Origin of the sequence: Microvirga guangxiensis (assembly GCF_900102135.1) — a bacterium.
Lineage (GTDB): Bacteria > Pseudomonadota > Alphaproteobacteria > Rhizobiales > Beijerinckiaceae > Microvirga > Microvirga guangxiensis.
Genome location: NZ_FMVJ01000011.1, coordinates 92,116 through 108,839, shown reverse-complemented (window position 1 = coordinate 108,839; position 16,724 = coordinate 92,116). Strand labels below are relative to the sequence as shown.

Below are 16,724 nucleotides of genomic sequence, written 5' to 3'. Positions count from 1 at the left end.
AAGGAGGCGACGGCTTTGTGTGGGGATAAGGGGGAGATGGCCTTTAATGCACCGCCGTATCTGAGCTTCTCAGCCGGGTAATCTCATCTTTCAGCTGGAGTTTTTTCCGCTTCAGCTCTGCGAGCCTGGTGTCGTCCATGGATGGCCTGTTGAGGGCATCCTGGATCTCGCGCTCGAGAGCCCGATGCTTCCGTTCGAGTTCCATCAGATGGTTCTGCAGCGGCATGTCAGTTCCTCCTGTCTGATTACTGACAGGAGATAGTTTGCCAGACATAGTGTGGCGAGTCGAAGGCAAAAACCCACAAAATCGCGAGATGAAGATGCGGCCCTCGTCTTGCCCTGGAGGGGGGTTGCGCGCATAATCCCGCGCTCTTGCCGGGCTCTCCTAAAGCACGGATATCTGGATCGATTTTTCATGACCGAGCAGGCTGAACTGGAAACTGAATTGGCGCGCCTCAAGCAGGAGCACCGCGACCTCGACATGGCCATCGACGCCCTCGAGAGCATGATCGCCGGGGACCAGCTCCAGCTCCAGCGCCTGAAAAAGCGCAAGCTCGCCCTGAAGGACCAGATCATCCGGCTGGAAGACCAGCTCACCCCCGATATCATCGCCTGAGAGGCCAAGTCTTCGTCCAAAAGCCCTGGCTTTCCTCACCGGATGCTTGCCTGAGTTGAGCGCCTTCGCTATGTCCGGCTCTCCCTTAGGCGCTGAAAGCCGGAGCATGTCATGGCGCAAGCCCCCGTTGCCATCATCATGGGCAGTCAATCGGACTGGGCGACCATGCGCCATGCGGCCGAAACCCTGGATGCCCTCGGCATCGCCTACGACGCCCGCATCGTTTCCGCCCACCGCACGCCGGACCGTCTCGTGGCCTTCGCCAAGGGCGCCAAGGCGGAAGGCTTTCAGGTGATCATCGCGGGCGCGGGCGGCGCGGCCCACCTTCCCGGCATGGCCGCCTCCATGACCCCCCTCCCCGTCTTCGGCGTGCCGGTGGAATCGAAGGCCCTGTCCGGCCAGGACAGCCTGCTCTCCATCGTGCAGATGCCTGCGGGCATTCCCGTAGGTACGCTTGCCATCGGCCGGGCCGGCGCCGTGAACGCGGCGCTTCTCTCCGCCGCCGTGCTCGCCCTGCAAGATCCTGCTCTGGCTGAACGGCTCGACGCCTGGCGCAAGCGCCAGAGCGACAGCGTGGCTGAGCGCCCCTCCGACGAAGGCTAAAAATCATGATCCGCCCCGGCTGCACCATTGGAATTCTTGGCGGCGGCCAGCTTGGCCGCATGATGGCCATGGCCGCAGCCCAGCTCGGCCTCAAGGCGCATATCTACGCTCCCGAAGAGAACAGCCCCGCCTTCGACGTGGCGGCCGACGTCACCATTGCCGCCTACGAGGACGAGGCTGCTCTCGTGCGCTTCGCCAAGGCCGTGGACGTGGTGACCTATGAATTCGAGAACGTGCCCAGCGAGACCGCGGCGACCTTGAGCGCCCATACGCTGCTCGCGCCGAACGCCCAGGCGCTTGCCGTCTCGCAGGACCGCTTTCTGGAGAAGACCTTCATCTCCGGCCTCGGCATCGCGGTGGCGCCTTTCGCGAGCTTCACCAACGAGGCGGAACTCGCCGAGGCCGTCGAGAAGCTCGGCCGCCCCGCCGTGCTCAAAACGCGCCGCTTCGGCTATGACGGCAAGGGCCAGGTGATGATCCGGCCCGAAACCGATCCATCCGAAGCCTGGGCCGAACTGGGCCGCGCGCCTGCCATCCTCGAAGGCTTCGTGCCCTTCGAGCGGGAAGTCTCCGTCGTGGCCGCCCGGACCGCCTCCGGGGCGTTTGCGGCCTACGATCTCTGCGCCAACGAGCACAAGCACCACATCCTCGACACGACGCGTATTCCGGCAGGGGTCTCAGGGGCGACCGAGACCGAGGCCATGCGGATTGCGAAGGCCATCGCCGACGCCCTCGATTACGTGGGCGTGCTGGCCGTCGAGCTGTTCCTGGTGACGGAGAACGGCAGCGAGCGCCTGGTGGTGAACGAGATTGCGCCCCGGGTGCATAATTCCGGCCATTGGACCCTCGGCGGGGCCACCACCTCGCAATTCGAGCAGCATATCCGCGCCGTCTGCGGCTGGCCCTTGGGGTCTACCGCCCGTCTGGGCCGGGTGGAGATGACGAACCTCATCGGCCATGATGCGGACGAATGGGAGCAGATCCTGGCGGAGCCCGGCGCCCACCTGCACCTCTACGGCAAGGCCGAGGCCAGGGCAGGTCGCAAGATGGGGCATGTGACCCGGGTTTTTCCCGAGAAGGGCTGAACCTTTTCCAACCTGGGGCGTTGTTATCCTGGCTCGGCGCTGTGTTCGATGCTTTTGTCGGAAGGAACCCTGGACAGGCAAGGCTTCTTCTGATATCGACGCCAGCCAGATTGGGGTGCGCGTGACGCGCCTCGTTTTCTTTTACACAATCGAAACGGTTCAAAACACGAGGAATTCGCGTGCAGGTTCTTGTCCGGGATAACAACGTCGATCAGGCGCTCCGCGCTCTCAAGAAAAAGATGCAGCGTGAGGGCATCTTCCGCGAGATGAAACTCCGCGGCCACTACGAGAAGCCGTCTGAGAAGAAGGCCCGCGAGAAGGCCGAAGCCGTCCGCCGCGCCCGCAAGCTCATCCGTAAGCGCATGCAGCGCGAAGGCCTTCTGCCTTCGAAGCCGCGCCCCACGGCCCGCTAAGACCGATACGCCGGCCCTTTGGGCTAGCCCATCGATTGTGGAACAGCGCCTTCTGCGTGAGCAGAGGCGCTGTTTGCATGTCTGGACCTGTTGAGCGACCTTTTGACCCAAGTCACCTTGCGTGGAATATTGTCCTTCCATCGCCTTGCTGTTGCCGTGTTTCACGGATGTTAAGGTTTCATCCGCTAAATCGCCCTCACATTGTTGAGTACAGAAGTTGGAGACGAAGGTGCTCGCCCCATCGATTCGCCGTTTCGCGCCCCTGAGCCTTGCCCTGACCGCCATGAGCCTTGCCGCCTGCAGCACGGTGGGCGGAGGCGCTCCCTCGCAACGCATCGCCGTGGTGGAAGAGGACACACAGGGCACGAGCCAGGTGAACATCGCGTCCCTGTCCGATGTGATCCAGCGCAACCCGAACGACCCGAGCGCCTATAACACCCGCGGTGCGGCTTACGCCCGCGTGGGCCGCTACAGCGACGCGATCTCGGATTTCTCGAAGGCGGTCCAGATCGACCCCAATTATGCGCCCGCCTATACGAACCGGGCTCTGGCGCTGCGCCAGACGAACCGGAACGACCAGGCGCTCGCGGACTTCTCCCGCGCCATCCAGGCGGATCCGAATTACGGCCCGGCCTATATCGGCCGCGCCAACCTGCTGCGCGCTCAGAATAATTTTCAGGAAGCCCTGAACGACCTGAACATGGCGACCCGCCTCCTGCCCGAATCGGCCGAGGCCCTCCATTCGCGCGGCCTGCTCTATCAGCGCCAGGGCATGCACCAGCAGGCGATCCTGGACTTCGACGCCACCATCGACCGCAACCCCTTCGTGGGAGCCCCCTATGCGGCCCGCGGCCAGAGCTACGTGGCGACGAACCAGTTCGACAAGGCCGTCGAGGACTTCAACGCGGCGCTCAATGTCGACAACAAGGACGCCAATTCCTGGGCTTGGCGCGGCGTGGCGCTCGAGCGCAAGGGCGACAAGCAGCAGGCGATCGAAAGCTACTCCCGCGCGCTCGCCCTCGACAGCACCAACTCGGTGGCGCGCCAGGGCAGCTCACGCCTCCAAGGCGGCGTGGCGAGCCTGTTCCGCGGTTAAAGGATGGATGCGGCATGAACCTTGCCGCCTCCCCTTTGCGGGATCTCAACGACATCGCACGACTTCTCGAAGCGCATGCAAACCTGCATGCGCTTCTTTTGCATGTGGAGAGTCTCGCCCTGCCCGATGCGTGGATCGGCGCAGGGTTCATCCGCAATGCTGTCTGGGATGAACTTCACGGACGCGAGGCGGATGTCTCGCATCTCAACGATGTGGATGTGGTCTTTCTCGACTATGTCGATGCAGGCGAGCCAAGGGACCAAGCGCTCGAAGATCACCTTCGCATTCTAGCTCCGGACATACCCTGGCAGGTGCGCAACCAAGCTCGCATGTCCCAGGGCAATGGGGATGCGCCTTACCAAAGCACGTTCGATGCCATCGCCCATTGGCCGGAAACCGCAACAGCCATCGCGGCAAGAACCGTGCGGGGACAAGTCGAGGTGATCGCACCCCACGGCATCGAGGATCTCGTTAATCTCATCGTGAGACCGACACCTGCTTTCGCGCACAAGATGCATATCTATCGTGAGCGCGTGGGCCGCAAGGATTGGGCAGAGCGCTGGCCCAAGCTCTGCTTCTACAACCTCTTTTGAACCTTCATGCTTCGCGCGATCGAATCCCTGACATGCGCTGAGCACGAGTTCTCCGGCACTTCTTTCTGCACAGTTCCTTGTTGGAAGCCATGCATGAGGCCCACGAATTTCATCTGCGACTCGCTGAATTTTCGGGTGTGCCTGTAATAGGACATCATGGGGAGGAAGATCTGATCCTGCCAAGGCAGGCCGCATCGCGCCGCAAGCCCGGAGAGGGTTCCGAAGGTAACAATGTGCCGTGCATCTTGGAGAGAAATCGGCGACGGCTCTGGCCGCAGAAGTATTGCGAAGGCGTCATGCACCTCCTTGATCCGCTTTTCCGTGATGTATCGTCTTGGCTCATAGGAGTTCGGTTCAGCAACCGCCTGTCCCGGCAAAGCATAGGTCGCGAGGAGACAAACCAGCAGGAAACGTGGGGAGAGCGGGAACACGGGAGCACCTTTGCATCAACTCCAGAAACATAGTTTCACTCGATCTCCTCAGCAATTGGAGAATTGTTCTCAAAGCTCCTTCTTCAGGAACGCCACGTAAGGTTCGAAACCGAACTGGCGGTAGGTGCGCTCGGCGCGCTCATTCGCAATGAGAGCGCCGATCATGAGGCGTTTGAGGCCCGCCTCTTTGGTGAGTCGCTCGGCCTCCTTCAGCAGCATCTGGCCGATGCCCTTCCCTCGCCATTCCTCATGGACGATCAGGTCCGTTACCGTGCCGTGGCTGCGGAACTCGCTCTCCACATAGGCCGCATCCTGATCGAGGGAGAAGCCCATGGCTCCCACGACGATCCTATTCGCCTCCGCCAGAACGATCCGCCCATTGCGCCGGGAAAGCCGGATCATGAGCTCATCGTAATAGGCGTTGGCCCCGCCATGATCGCGCCTGCGGTCGCCTACGAGATCGGCCTCGAACACGTTGAGCTGGTGGATCAGCTCGACGACCGTGTCGCGGTCTTGAGGCAGTGCGGTGCGGAGGACGACGGGAGACATGGCGAAACCTGAAGGCAGCTGAAGAGGGTTTTCCTTAAACCAGCTTTCACATGCTTCGTCATGCTCTCTCCGTCACGGCGTCACCTGTTAAGGCCATGTACGCCCTCAAGCGGCTCAAGACGCGGATGCTCAGGACAAGCCCGGGCATGACGGCTGAAACGAAAATGCCCGGCATCACGCCGGGCATTCTGCAATCCGATGAGGCTTCGGGTCAGAGATTCTTCAAGATCTCGTCCACCACCTTTTTGGCGTCGCCGAAGAGCATCATGGTGTTGTCGCGGAAGAACAGCTCGTTCTCCACGCCCGCGTAACCCGAGCCCATGCCGCGCTTGATGAAGAGGACGGTCTTGGCGCGCTCCACGTCGAGGATCGGCATGCCGAAGATCGGCGAAGCCGGATCGGTCTTCGCCGCCGGGTTCGTGACGTCGTTGGCGCCGATCACGAAGGCGACGTCCGCCTGCGCGAACTCGCCGTTGATGTCCTCGAGCTCGAACACCTCGTCATAGGGCACGTTGGCTTCTGCCAGCAGCACGTTCATGTGGCCGGGCATGCGGCCCGCCACCGGGTGAATGGCGTATTTCACTTCCACGCCTTCGGCCTTCAGCTCGTCCGCCATTTCGCGAAGCGCGTGCTGCGCCTGCGCCACCGCCATGCCGTAGCCCGGCACGATGATGACCTTCGACGCGTTCTTCATGATGAAGGCAGCATCGTCCGCCGAGCCCTGCTTGACGGGACGCGTTTCCACGGCGCCGCCTGCGGCAGCCGACGTCTCGCCGCCGAAGCCTCCGAGGATGACCGAGATGAAGGAGCGGTTCATGCCCTTGCACATGATGTAGGACAGGATCGCACCCGACGAGCCCACCAGCGCGCCCGTGATGATGAGCGCGAGGTTGCCGAGGGTGAAGCCGATGCCCGCCGCCGCCCAGCCCGAATAGGAATTGAGCATCGACACCACGACAGGCATGTCCGCGCCGCCGATGGGAATGATGAGCGTGACGCCGAGCACGAAGCTCACCAGCACGATGAGCCAGAACACGGTGTGGCTCTCGGTGCGGATGAAGATGACGAGCAGCACCAGCAGGGCGAGCCCCAGGCCGATATTGATGAGATGACGGCCCGGCAGCAGGATCGGCTTGCCGGACATGCGCCCGTCGAGCTTCAGGAACGCGATGACGGAACCGGTGAAGGTGATGGCGCCGATGGCGACGCCGAGGCCCATCTCGAACAGCGAGCCGCCGTGAATCGCGCCCACAGAGCCGATGCCGATGGATTGCGGCGCATAGAGCGCGGCGGCCGCGACGAAGACGGCCGCGAGGCCGACGCCCGAGTGAAAGGCGGCCACCAGCTGCGGCATCGCAGTCATGGGCACGCGCCGGGCGATGATGGCGCCCAAAGCGCCGCCGATGGCGAGGCCCAGGATCACGAGGCCCCAGCCGCCCAGCCCGTCAGGGCGCGTGAAGGCGAGCGTGGTCAGGATGGCGAGCGCCATGCCCCCCATGCCGTAGAGATTGCCCTTCCGCGAAGTTGTGGGGTGGGACAGACCGCGCAGCGCCAGAATGAACAGGACGCCGGAGATCAGGTAGAGGACGTTCGAGACGTTCGCCGACATCGCCTCACCCCTTCTTCTTGTACATGGCGAGCATGCGCTCGGTCACGAGAAAGCCGCCGAAGATGTTGATGCTGGCAAGCACGAGAGCGATGAAGCCGAAGGCACGGGCCAAACCCGTTCCTTCCACCGTCAGCGGCACGCCCACCGCCAGCAGCGCGCCGACCACGATCACCGAGGAGATCGCGTTGGTCACCGACATGAGCGGCGTGTGCAGGGCGGGCGTCACCTGCCAGACCACGTAATAGCCGACGAAGATCGCCAGCACGAAGATGGCAAGGCGGAACACGGTGGGGTCCACCGCGCCATGCGTGACCGTGGAGACGGCCGCGCCTGCGGCGGCTGCCACCTGATCGGCAAGGATTTGAGCCTGCTCGGCGGCGCGCTGGGCCGTCTCGGCCGCTGCGCGGGCCTGCTCGACGGCCTGATCGGGCGTGAGTGTCGCCATGATGTTTCCCCCCTAGGATTTAAGCTGCGGGCTGGAAGGCAGGATGAACCACCGCACCGTCACGGGTGAGGCAAGTGGCCTTCACGAGCTCGTCGTCCCACTTCACGGAAAGCGTCTTGCTCTCCTTGTCGACCAGCGTCTCGACGAAGGCGTAGAGGTTCTTCGCGTAAAGGCTGGAGGCGGTGGCGGCGAGACGGCCTGGCACGTTGAGATGGCCGACGATCTTCACGCCGTTATGCGTTGCGATCTTGCCGGGCTTGGAGACTTCGCAATTGCCGCCGCGCTCGACCGCGAGATCGACGATCACGGAGCCGGGCTTCATGGATTCCACCATGGCCTTGGTCACAAGCTTCGGAGCCGGACGGCCGGGGATGAGCGCCGTGGTGATGACGATGTCCTGCTTGGCGATGTGGGAGGCCACGAGCTCCGCCTGCTTGGCGCGGTACTCCGCCGACATCTCCTTGGCGTAGCCGCCGGCGGTCTCGGCCTGCTTGAACTCCTCGTCCTCCACCGCGATGAACTTGGCGCCCAGGCTCTCCACCTGTTCCTTGGCGGCGGGGCGCACGTCGGTGGCGGTCACGACCGCGCCGAGGCGGCGGGCGGTGGCGACGGCCTGGAGGCCGGCGACGCCTGCGCCCATGACGAAGACGCGGGCCGCGGGCACGGTGCCTGCCGCCGTCATCATCATCGGCATGGCGCGGCCATATTCGGCGGTCGCGTCGATCACGGCGCGGTATCCGGCAAGGTTGGCCTGGGAGGAGAGAACGTCCATCACCTGGGCGCGGGTGATGCGGGGCATCAGTTCCATGGAGAAGGCCGCGACCTTGGCATCGGCAAGGGCTTTCAGCGCCGCGTCCTGGCCGTAGGGGTCCATGATGGCGATCACGAGCGCGCCGGGCTTCACGCCGGAAAGCTCGCCCTCGGCCGGGCGGCGGACTTTGAGGACGACGTCGGCATCCTTCAAGGCCTCCTCGCGGGAGGACGCGATGGCGGCGCCCGCCGCTTCGAACTCGGCATCCGTGATGCCGGCCTTGGCGCCAGCCCCGGCCTGAACGGCCACATCGGCGCCGAGGGTTTTGTACTTTTTGACCGTTTCAGGCGTAGCGGCGACGCGGGTCTCCGCTCCCTCGGTTTCGGAAAGAACGGCGATTCGCATGATTGCCCCCTGCGATCGGTTGAGACAAAGAAAAGGCCCTGGAAAACAGGGCCTTATATTTCTCAGTAGAAGAAGAGTGCCAACAGCAGGAGCACGCCCACCGCAGCCGGGGCGCGGACCCCGATGGAGGGAGCGATGGCCCCGATGGCACCGGCAGCGAGTGAGAGGATGACCCCGAAGATTGCCGTCAGCCAGGCATGCTTGATGCCCCCGACGGCCAGAGCCAGCACGTGACAGATGATGACGGCCGTGGCGATCTCGGCGAACCGCACGAAGCCGTTGTAGGTCACCTCATGAGCAGGGCCATCCATATCCGGACTGTAACCCCCATGCGGCGCATGTTTTGTATCGGCCATGATTCAACGCCCTATTGATATCGGTTGTTAACTGCTGCGTTTAACGCATGCAGTGAGGAGCCGCAATCTTTGGAAGCTCCTCCAGAGAAACTTTTAAACTCCCGATCCGGTTATTTTATTCCAAGAAATTCTTTCCACTGCGGCAGGCAGACGGTTTCATAATCGTAGCGCTCAACGGCGATCCGACGGGCCTCCCTGGCCATATCGGCGGATTTCTCCTTTTCCGCCAAGGTCTCTCGCACCCGCTCGGCCAGCGCCTTGTGGTCGAAGAAGGGGAAAAGGCGGCCGTTGACCCCATCGGTGATGATTTCCCGAACCGGGGCCGTATCCGAGGCCACCATCCGGCATTCCAGCGCCATGGATTCGATGGAGGACCAGGACAGGACGAAGGGATAGGTCATGTAGATATGGGCCGAGGAGACCTGAAGCACCCTCACGAACTGGTCGTAAGGCAGGTTTCCGACGAGATGGACCCGGGACCAGTCCACCGGCCGGTCGATCTTGGACACGAAATGGTCGTACCAGGATTTTCCTCCGGGGGCGCCGCCCGAATAGCTGTTGCCCTTGCCGCCGATGATGACGACCTGAAGCTCCGGATCGATGTCTAGGAGGTAGGGCAGGCTCTTGAAGACGATATGGGCCCCGCGCATCGGCTCGATATTGCGGGTGACATAGGTCACCACCGGCTTCTGGCGGGTCAGCTTGGGGCCGTCCTTGCCGATCTGGATCCCCCCGTTAGGGTTCGGCACCAGACGCTTCGTGTCGATGCCGTCATGGATGATGGCAACCCGGTCGTGCAGGTAGGTGGGGAACGTGTCGCGCTGATAACGCGTGGGAGCCACGGCCACATCGGCAGCGTCGAGCGCGCCGAGTTGCATGGAATTCTTGAGGCGAAGCCGCCAGATCACCTCCTCGTTGGTGACCGGGAACTCGGGGTCGAAATCGAGATCCTGTCCCTTGGCGGCATAATAATATTCGAAATAGGCCACATGCTTGGCCTTGGGCCAGACATCCTTGAGGAACAGGTTCTCGCCCCAGCCGGTATTGACCACCACGAGGTCGGGCTCGAAGCCCTGGTTGGCCAGTTCCCGCGCCTTGTGGGCGACGCCATAGGCGCGGCGCAGGCGGGGAACGACCGGTGAATACCGGTTGTCGAACTTCGGATCGTCGGGGCCCGGAACAGCGTCGTAGGAATAATATTTCACGCCGGGGATGGGGCATTGCTTGACCATGCCCAGCGCCACCACCTCGTGCCCTTCGGCGACAAAGGTCTGAGACAGGCGCAGAAACTGCCCCGGAAAGTTCTGGTGAACGAATACGATCTTCATGGCTGCCCCTTACGTTCGGTAAGCCCTGTAAGGCTTTCCCGGCAAAGATGCAACCTCATTACATAGGAATCGGTAAACCGGAAGCTCGCAGCACCTCCGCCTGGCGCTGGGCCAGACCTTCGAGCGAGAACCGCTCGATCTCCGTCTCGAAGAGCCGGTGATAGTTCAGTTCGGCCCGAAGATGCAGAAACACGGCGCCGAGGCCCACTGCCGCGCGGTCCATGAACACGAACTCGCGCGGGACGGTGACCGGCCCCTTCTCCTTGAGCGCCTTATGCACTTCGAAAGCCTGACGGCGGCCGTATTCGCCGGGCTTGACGCCATCCGCCACCGTGCGCACCCGGTCGTCGAGGAGCGGCGCGTAGATGAACCGCGCCCAGATGTTGAGGATGTCGATCAGCTCGTTGGACAGGCTCTTGAAACCCCAGGTCTCGTAAGCGTGGACGATGCGGGCGCGATCATCCGTCTGGAGCCCGCGATAAAGGTCGACCACGCCGCCTACGAAGCGCGGAGGGAAGATGCGGACGCAGCCGTAATCGAGAAGGTTGATGCCCCTCGCCTCTCCGCCATCGGAGAAGACGGTGTAATTCCCGAGATGAGGATCGCCGTGGATGACAGCCGCATGGCTGAAGGGATGCCACCAGGCCTTGAACATGGCGATCGCGAGGCGATTGCGGATCTCGACCGGGCTTTCCACGAATTGCAGGATCTTCTCGCCTTCGAGCCATTGCAGCGAGAGCAACCGCTTGGTGGACAGCTCCGGGTGAACGCGCGGCACGCGCACATCGTCGATGTCGGAGAGCGCGTCGGCGTAAAGCGATGCGTGCTTCGCCTCGCGCTCGTAATCCAGTTCCTCGCGCACGCGCTCGCCGATCTCCTTCGCGATCTCGCGGGTGTCGATGGCGGGGTCCATGCGCCGATGCAGGGCGAACACGAATTCGAGCTGCTTCAAATCCGCTTCGACAGCGGATTGCATGTCGGGATATTGCAGCTTGCACGCGAGTTTCTCACCGTCCTTCGTGGAGGCTTGATGCACCTGCCCTAACGATGCGGCGGCGGACGGGTTGAGATCGAAGGAGCCGAACCGGCTCTGCCATTGCGGCCCCAGCTCCGCCTGCATGCGCCGTTTCACGAACGCCGCGCCCATGGGCGGCGCCTCGCTCTGCAGCTTCTGCAATTCGGCTGCGTATTCCGGCGGGATGAGATCGGGGATGGTGGCGAGCAGCTGCGCCACCTTCATGATCGGGCCTTTCAGGCCGCCGAGCGCCTGCGCGAGGGCAGCCGCGTTGGAGGCATCGCGCGCATCCCCGCCGAAGAGGCGAGAGCCTGCCATGCGCGCGGCAACTCCGCCCATGTTCGCCCCTACGCGGGCATAGCGCGCGGCGCGGGCGGAGAAGCGGTTTGCTTCGTTGTCGCGATCAGCCATGAACTGCTTTCTTTCCGGTGATGTCCCGAGACGCTCCTCTCAGAAGAAGCGCCTCGGCTCCTTGCGCCAGGGCAAGGATCAGGCCGCTTTCTCCATCGCCTCCAGCTCGCCGATCAGCCGCTCGATCATCGAGAGGCCGATCTGCCAGAAGGATGGATCGCGGGCATCGAGACCGAAGGGAGCGAGCAGCTCCCCGTAAGGCTTTGAGCCGCCCGCCGAGAGCAGCGCGAAATAGCGGTCCACAAAGCCTTCGTTCGAGCGCTCGTAGATGCCGTAGAGCGAGTTCACGAGGCAATCGCCGAAGGCATAGGCATAGACGTAGAACGGCGAATGGATGAAGTGCGGGATGTAGGTCCAGAAGGTCTCATAGCCGGGGCCGAGGCGGATTGCCGGGCCGAGGCTCTCATCCTGCACGGACATCCAGAGTTCGCAGAGTTTGTCCGAGGTGAGCTCGCCGTTGCGGCGCTCCAGATGGACTTTGCGCTCGAACGAGTAGAACGCGATCTGGCGCACCACCGTGTTGATCATATCCTCGACTTTGGCCGCCAGCATCGCCTTGCGCTGCACAGGGTCCGTGGTCTGGTCGAGCAGGCGGCGGAAGGTGAGCATCTCGCCGAACACGCTAGCGGTCTCGGCCAGTGTCAGGGGCGTCGGCGCCATGAGCGCGCCGTTGGGGGCTGCGAGAACCTGATGGACCCCATGGCCCAATTCATGCGCGAGCGTCATCACATCGCGCGGCTTGCCTTGGTAATTGAGCAGCACATACGGATGCGCCGACGGCACGGTTGGATGCGCGAAGGCGCCGGGCGCCTTGCCGGGACGGGTGGGGGCATCGATCCAGCCCTCGTCGAAGAAGCGGCGAGCGATGTCAGCCATGCGCGGAGAGAAGGCCGCATAGGCGGAGAGCACCGTATCGCGCGCATCGTTCCAGGGAATGGTGCGCTGCTCCACCTTCGGGAGCGGCGCGTTGCGGTCCCAATGGTCGAGCTTGTCCTTGCCGAACCACTTGGCCTTGAGCCCGTAATAACGGTGCGACAGGCGGGGATAAGCCTCACGCACGGCGGCGACCAGCGCATCCACCACCTCGCGCTCGACGCGGTTGGCGAGGTGGCGGGAATCCGCCACATCCCCGAAGCCACGCCAGCGGTCGGAGATTTCCTTGTCCTTGGCGAGCGTGTTCGTGATCAGCGTGAAGGTGCGCAAGTGAGCCTTGAAGGTCTTGGCGAGCGCGTCCGACGCGTCCTTGCGGACGGTTTCGTCTATGTCCTGCAGCTTGTTGAGAGTGGGCTCGATGGGCAGTTCCTCGCCGCGCACGGTAAAGCGGAGGGAAGCGATGGTCTCGTCAAACAGGCGATTCCAGGCGGAGCGCCCGGTCACGGATTTCTCATGGAAGAGCTGCTCGATCTTGTCATCGAGTTGGTAGGGCTTGTCCTTGCGCAGATCCTCGACCCAGGGCTTGTAATGGGAGAGCGGAGCCTGCGCCATCGCCTTGTCGAGAACCTCGTCCTCGATGCGGTTGAGTTCGAGTCCGAAGAACAGAAGCTCGGTGGAAGCCGCCGTCAGCCGCTCCTGCGTGTCGCCGTAGAACTTCGCGCGCACCGGATCGGTGGTGTCGCCGGAATAGACGAGCCCCGCATAGGACATGATGCGCCCGAGCAAATCCTCCAGCGCCTCATAGCGCTTGATCACGTCGGTGAGGGCCTGAGGAGCGTTCTCGCCGCGCACGATTCCATCGAGCTTGCCCCGATAGGCTTCCGCGAACGCCTTGCACTCGGCCTCGGCCTTGGCGACATCGCTCCTGAACGCCTCGCTGTCCATGCCCGGATAAAGATGGGACAGGTTCCACTCGGGAAGGGATCCTAGATCGACCTGAGCGGCGGCGGTTGAGGATGTCTGATGCACGGGAGAGGCTTTCTGGGGCATTGCTCGAAGCAGAAGTTGAAACAGGACGAACCACATATTGGCTGCCTGAGGCCTGGGATCAACCCGGGCGGGAGGGGATGGGTCCCTTCAAAAAGCAGCGAGGCATTAAGGCCCGGTTTACCCTTGTCCCTCAGCATCATGGGAGCCGATTCCCCGATAATCTTCCGTTTCATGCCCCTTCACCGGTTTTTCGCAGACGACATCCGAGCCCTCCGCCAGGGCACGGCTGACTTCGCGGCAGGCACGGAAAGGCAAAGGATCGCGCGGCTCGCCGACCGTGCGGCCCGCTCCGGTCTGCCTGTGCTCATCGAGACGGAGGCCGGCAGCGGCGCCAAGGGGATGGCCCGGGCGATCCATGAATCCGGCGAGAGAAAAGCTCGTCCCTTCATCGGTTTCCAGGCGGAAGAAATCCCTCCCGGTGCCGAGACGCAGTCCTCCTCCCTCCTCCGCAGCATGAGGGAAGCCCAGGGCGGCACGCTTTATATCGAGGGCGTGGAGCATCTGAACGGCGAGGCGCAAGAGCTCCTGACGGATGGGCTGTTCCGGCTGGAGACAGGCGGTCGCTCGAGCCGACGCCCCGACATCAGGCTCATCGCAAGCGCCGGATACGACCTGTCCGACAGGGTGCGCGAGGGGCGGTTCAGGGAAGAGCTCTACTACCGTCTCCAGGCCATGCCGATCGCGCTTCGCCCGTTGAGAGCGCAGGAGCGGGTCATCACCGAGTGGGCGCAGGCCTTCACCGCGCGCTTTGCGAACGACGAAGGGAAGAAGATCCGCGGCTTGTCCGCCGATGCCCTGTCGCTGCTGGCCCGCTATGACTGGCCGGGCAATCTCCGGCAACTTGAGAATGCGATCTATCGCGCCGTGATTCTGGCGGATGGAGCTTTTCTGACGCCATCCGAGTTCCCCCAGATTGCGGCCCATGTAGACGGCTTCCGCATCGACGTTCCGCCGGTCCCGGCGGCCTGGGCGTTTGCGCCCATTCGCAGGCATGAACCTGCCCCCGCACCCGATCCGCACGCATTGTCGCTCATCCGCGAGAGTGGAGACATGCTGACGCTGGCGGAACTGGAAGAGCGCGCGATTCGCTTTGCCCTCGTTCATTATCAAGGACATATGTCCGCCATCTCGCGCCATCTCGGGATCGGCCGCTCGACCCTTTACCGAAAATTGAAAGAACTTGGCTTAAACGATGCAGCCGCATGACGCCTTCGTGCGTTAAGCGTAGCAGACGTGTGCCCGCACACTGACGAAATCATTTGAACGCGGAGGATGCAACGTCCTCCGGCAGCATTGCGATAAGGGAGATGGGCCATGCGTGATTTGCGCAAGACAGCATTGTGGCTGGGGCTGATCGGATCGGTTTCGTTCGTATCCCTTTCGGCAGTGGCGCAGACCAGCACGAGCAATTCTCCGGACGCCTCGACGTCCATTCCTGCGCAAAGCCCTGCCGAACCCTCGTTCCACGATATGGCGGTCCAAGCCGCGCCGACGCAGGCCGAGATCGCGCTCCCGAGCATTCCCCTGCCCGAGCCCGCGCCGGTCGTCATCGAAAGCGCCGATGCAAAGCCGGAACCGAAAATCGAGATCCCATTGCCCGACGCAGCGCCCGTGACGGCGCTGATGCAGCAGGACGTGCTGCGCATGAGCATCGAGGGCCTGCTTGCGGATGATACGGTCGTGCGGAGCCTTCGCCTCTCCCGCAAGGAGCGTGAGGCCCTGACCGCCTTTTATGCGCAGGCCGAGAAGCCGCTGGCATGGGTGGAGGATGGCGCCTTCAGGCCTGCGGCGATGGCCGCCGCTGCGCGGCTGAAGGCTGCGGACGAGGATGGCCTCGACCCCACAGATTATCCCCTGCCCGACCTGAAGCCGCGCAAGGAAGCGTCTCCCGCGCAATGGGCCGAAGCGGATCTGAAGCTCTCGGCCTCGGTGATCCGCTATGCCCGCGATGCGCGGGGCGGACGCATCGAGCCCTCGCGCCTGTCGGCGTTGGCAACGCCGACATTGGCAATTCCCGAAGCCGGCGAGGTTCTCAAGAAGGTCGCCTTCGCGAAGGACGCGAATGCGGCGCTCGCCTCCTACAACCCGCCGCATGCGGGCTACCGCGCCCTGAAGGAGCGCCTTGCGGAGTTGCGCGCCAAGCATCCCTCGCAGCCGAGTGTGCGGGTTCCCAAGGGTCCGACGCTGCGCGTGGGCATGAAGGATCCGCGCGTGCCGCTGATCCGCGCGCGCTTCAACCTCAAGGACGAGGATCACTCGGTCTACGACGAGCGCCTCGCCTCTGCGGTGGCGGCCTTCCAGAAGGAGAAAGGCCTGCCCACCAACGGCGTTCTCACCGCGCAGACAGTGGCCGCCCTTTCAGGCCCGTCGCTGGCTCAGCGCGAGGCGGAGCTGATCGCCAACATGGAGCGCTGGCGCTGGCTGCCCGAGGATCTGGGCGAACGCCACATCATGGTGAACGTGCCGGAATTCCGCCTGCAACTGCTGGATGGCGGCAAGGTCGCGCACGAGACGCGGGTGATCGTCGGCAAGGAGCAATCGCAGACGCCGATCTTCTCCGAGGACATGAAGTATCTCGTGGTCAATCCGTCCTGGACGATTCCTCCTTCGATCATGAAGAAGGAGATTCTGCCTGCGCTGGCGAACGACCCGGACTACGCCGCGAAGAAGGGCTACAAGATCATCCGGAGGGGCAACAGCATCTCGGTGCAGCAGCCCCCCGGCGAGCGCAACGCGCTGGGCTTCGTGAAGTTCATGTTCCCCAACCATCACGCGGTGTATTTGCACGACACCCCCAACCGCAAACTCTTCTCGGCGGCCAAGCGCGCCTTCAGCCATGGCTGCGTGCGCGTGGACAAGCCTTTCGAACTCGCGGAAGTGATCATGGGCGAGGACAGCAAGTGGAACGAGAAGAGGCTGCGCAGCCTCATCGGCAAGGGCGAGCGGACGGTCCATCTGCCCAAACCGCTGCCGGTCCATCTGGCCTATTTCACGTTGTCGGTCGACGAGAAGGGGTCTCTCAAGTCATTCCCCGATCTCTACGGGCTGGACCAGAAGGTCCGCACGGCTCTCGGCCTCGGGCGATAATTTTTCTC

The 16,724-nt window shown here is 63.3% G+C and carries 17 protein-coding genes; 8 read left to right on the top strand and 9 right to left on the bottom strand.

Going from position 1 to position 16,724, the window contains the following annotated elements:
- Positions 1 to 43: 43 nt before the first annotated feature.
- Positions 44 to 226 (bottom strand): YdcH family protein, encoded by a 183-nt coding sequence (locus BLP10_RS17635; RefSeq protein ID WP_091137524.1) that lies wholly within the window; start codon positions 224 to 226, stop codon positions 44 to 46.
- A gap of 189 nt (positions 227 to 415) precedes the next feature.
- Between BLP10_RS17635 and BLP10_RS17630 the strand changes: the two genes are divergently transcribed.
- From BLP10_RS17630 to BLP10_RS17605, 6 genes are all read left to right on the top strand, one after another.
- Positions 416 to 616, top strand: coding sequence for a YdcH family protein (locus BLP10_RS17630; RefSeq protein WP_091137521.1), 201 nt, complete (start codon positions 416 to 418; stop codon positions 614 to 616).
- A gap of 111 nt (positions 617 to 727) precedes the next feature.
- Positions 728 to 1,219 carry a 5-(carboxyamino)imidazole ribonucleotide mutase gene (purE, locus tag BLP10_RS17625; RefSeq protein WP_091137519.1) on the top strand — a complete coding sequence of 164 codons (492 nt, stop codon included), beginning with the start codon at positions 728 to 730 and terminating at the stop codon, positions 1,217 to 1,219.
- 5 nt (positions 1,220 to 1,224) lie between these two features.
- Positions 1,225 to 2,304: a 5-(carboxyamino)imidazole ribonucleotide synthase gene (locus BLP10_RS17620; RefSeq protein WP_091137514.1), complete on the top strand. Its 1,080-nt coding sequence runs from the start codon at positions 1,225 to 1,227 to the stop codon at positions 2,302 to 2,304.
- A gap of 179 nt (positions 2,305 to 2,483) precedes the next feature.
- A complete protein-coding gene (rpsU, locus tag BLP10_RS17615; RefSeq protein WP_091137512.1) occupies positions 2,484 to 2,717 on the top strand; it encodes a 30S ribosomal protein S21 in 234 nt (77 codons plus the stop codon).
- Positions 2,718 to 3,000: 283 nt separating this feature from the next.
- On the top strand, positions 3,001 to 3,813 hold the full coding sequence (locus BLP10_RS17610) for a tetratricopeptide repeat protein (protein WP_091137656.1): 813 nt from the start codon (positions 3,001 to 3,003) through the stop codon (positions 3,811 to 3,813).
- A gap of 14 nt (positions 3,814 to 3,827) precedes the next feature.
- Positions 3,828 to 4,406 carry a nucleotidyltransferase family protein gene (locus BLP10_RS17605; RefSeq protein WP_091137509.1) on the top strand — a complete coding sequence of 193 codons (579 nt, stop codon included), beginning with the start codon at positions 3,828 to 3,830 and terminating at the stop codon, positions 4,404 to 4,406.
- Between the two features lie 500 nt (positions 4,407 to 4,906).
- On the opposite strand, the gene BLP10_RS17595 is transcribed toward BLP10_RS17605, so the two are convergent.
- From BLP10_RS17595 to BLP10_RS17560, 8 genes are all read right to left on the bottom strand, one after another.
- A complete protein-coding gene (locus BLP10_RS17595; RefSeq protein WP_091137503.1) occupies positions 4,907 to 5,386 on the bottom strand; it encodes a GNAT family N-acetyltransferase in 480 nt (159 codons plus the stop codon).
- Positions 5,387 to 5,597: 211 nt separating this feature from the next.
- Positions 5,598 to 6,995, bottom strand: a complete 1,398-nt coding sequence (locus BLP10_RS17590) for an NAD(P)(+) transhydrogenase (Re/Si-specific) subunit beta (RefSeq protein ID WP_091137499.1) — start codon at positions 6,993 to 6,995, stop codon at positions 5,598 to 5,600.
- Positions 6,996 to 6,999: 4 nt separating this feature from the next.
- Entirely contained in the window at positions 7,000 to 7,440 is a 441-nt protein-coding gene (locus BLP10_RS17585) for a proton-translocating transhydrogenase family protein (RefSeq protein ID WP_091137497.1), read from the bottom strand.
- Positions 7,441 to 7,459: 19 nt separating this feature from the next.
- Positions 7,460 to 8,596, bottom strand: coding sequence for a Re/Si-specific NAD(P)(+) transhydrogenase subunit alpha (locus BLP10_RS17580; RefSeq protein ID WP_091137494.1), 1,137 nt, complete (start codon positions 8,594 to 8,596; stop codon positions 7,460 to 7,462).
- Between the two features lie 62 nt (positions 8,597 to 8,658).
- Entirely contained in the window at positions 8,659 to 8,952 is a 294-nt protein-coding gene (locus BLP10_RS17575; protein WP_091137491.1) for an aa3-type cytochrome c oxidase subunit IV, read from the bottom strand.
- Positions 8,953 to 9,062: 110 nt separating this feature from the next.
- Positions 9,063 to 10,280: a glycosyltransferase gene (locus BLP10_RS17570; protein ID WP_091137488.1), complete on the bottom strand. Its 1,218-nt coding sequence runs from the start codon at positions 10,278 to 10,280 to the stop codon at positions 9,063 to 9,065.
- A 58-nt stretch (positions 10,281 to 10,338) separates the two neighbouring features.
- On the bottom strand, positions 10,339 to 11,706 hold the full coding sequence (locus BLP10_RS17565; protein ID WP_091137486.1) for an ABC1 kinase family protein: 1,368 nt from the start codon (positions 11,704 to 11,706) through the stop codon (positions 10,339 to 10,341).
- Between the two features lie 78 nt (positions 11,707 to 11,784).
- Positions 11,785 to 13,629, bottom strand: coding sequence for a M3 family oligoendopeptidase (locus BLP10_RS17560; protein ID WP_091137652.1), 1,845 nt, complete (start codon positions 13,627 to 13,629; stop codon positions 11,785 to 11,787).
- A gap of 171 nt (positions 13,630 to 13,800) precedes the next feature.
- Between BLP10_RS17560 and BLP10_RS22935 the strand changes: the two genes are divergently transcribed.
- Positions 13,801 to 14,835 (top strand): sigma-54-dependent transcriptional regulator, encoded by a 1,035-nt coding sequence (locus tag BLP10_RS22935; protein WP_175493956.1) that lies wholly within the window; start codon positions 13,801 to 13,803, stop codon positions 14,833 to 14,835.
- 108 nt (positions 14,836 to 14,943) lie between these two features.
- Positions 14,944 to 16,716 carry a L,D-transpeptidase family protein gene (locus BLP10_RS17550; RefSeq protein ID WP_091137484.1) on the top strand — a complete coding sequence of 591 codons (1,773 nt, stop codon included), beginning with the start codon at positions 14,944 to 14,946 and terminating at the stop codon, positions 16,714 to 16,716.
- Positions 16,717 to 16,724 lie beyond the last annotated feature (8 nt).